General features: G+C 38.0%; 1 protein-coding gene and 1 pseudogene. Both read right to left on the bottom strand.

Annotated features, from left to right (window positions below):
* Positions 1–270: 270 nt before the first annotated feature.
* Positions 271–558: an REP-associated tyrosine transposase gene (locus H5200_RS23150; protein WP_310737063.1), complete on the bottom strand. Its 288-nt coding sequence runs from the start codon at positions 556–558 to the stop codon at positions 271–273.
* 618 nt (positions 559–1176) lie between these two features.
* Positions 1177–1295 (bottom strand): annotated as a pseudogene (locus H5200_RS24230) (8-oxo-dGTP diphosphatase MutT); the annotation flags it as partial.

Raw genomic sequence — 1295 nt, 5'->3', positions numbered from 1 at the left:
AGCCACTCGCCTACAAGTAATTAATTAAACACCAGAGTAAAATTTAACACCGTAGGCGTTGAGCTTGCTGACGCACAAATACCACACCAAATTTTGAATATCGCGATGGCAAGCCACTCGCCTACAAGTAATTAATTAGACATCAAAGTAAATTTAACACCGAGACAAACTTAACACCCGTAGGCGTTAAGCTTGCTGACGCACAAATACCACACCATATTTTTGAAACGCGGTGGCATATTACGAAAGAGTAGATTAGATGTACTGGGATTAGTTTAAATATACACAATTCCAAAATGGATAATCACCCACACTTTTAACTAAGCCAGCCCTGAGCGGGTTTGCAACTATATATCTAGCTTGGTTAAGTAAATCTTCATCAGATCTAAGCTTGTGATCATAAAAGTTAGCTTGCCAAATTTTTCCGCTAGAAAGTAAATAACGGTTCAATTTAATCGTAGTAATACTTTTAAATTGACCAATAACTTTGGATAAATCATCAGTATCTCTAAGCTGAAATAGCCAATGCAAGTGATCAGGCATTAATGAAAAACAAATTGTCTTAAGGTTTCCGAATGCGAAAAAAAATGTAACTCCCTCATAATTAAACAGCTACTATCAAAATCACAAAAAAGCTGCATTCTATTTTCAGTACAAATTGTAACTGAGTAATAATGATTAATTATCGAGCATCGCCCTTTAGTCCGCTTACTGGTATCAACCATTACTTTCCCTCAATTAACTACAAGTAAATATAGCAATTAATCGAGATCCCTCCAGTAGAGATTGAGCTTTCTTAATAAACAAACACGGAATTTTAAAACGCGGTGGCAAGCCACTCGCCTACAAGCAATTAATTAAACACCAGAGTAAAATGCAACACCCGTAGGCGTTAAGCTTGCTGACGCAAAACACCACAACACATTTTAAAACGCGGTGGCAAGCCACTCGCCTACAAGTAATTAATTAAACATCAGAGTAAAATTTAACACCGTAGGCGTTAAGCTTGCTGACGCAAAACACCACAACACATTTTAAAACGCGGTGGAAAGCCACTTGCCTACAAGTAATTAATTAAAACATCAAAGTAAAATTTAACACCCGTAGGCGTTAAGCTTGCTGACGCAAAAACACCACATTTTGAAACGCGATGGCAAGCCACCCGCCTAGGTAAATTTAAACATCCACTTTTATTTTTTCGATAATTTCTACGTTGGCGGCAGGAAAATTGTAATCGTCTAACTTATCAATCGCGACCCATGCACTTTGCTGACCTTCTGCGCCATGGGCTTGGC

Origin of the sequence: Pseudoalteromonas sp. SG43-7, from assembly GCF_014164295.1 — a bacterium.
In the GTDB taxonomy this organism is placed as follows: Bacteria; Pseudomonadota; Gammaproteobacteria; order Enterobacterales; family Alteromonadaceae; genus Pseudoalteromonas; species Pseudoalteromonas rhizosphaerae.
The sequence above is the reverse complement of the archived record's forward strand: the minus strand, read 5'-3'. Positions and strand labels throughout refer to the sequence as shown.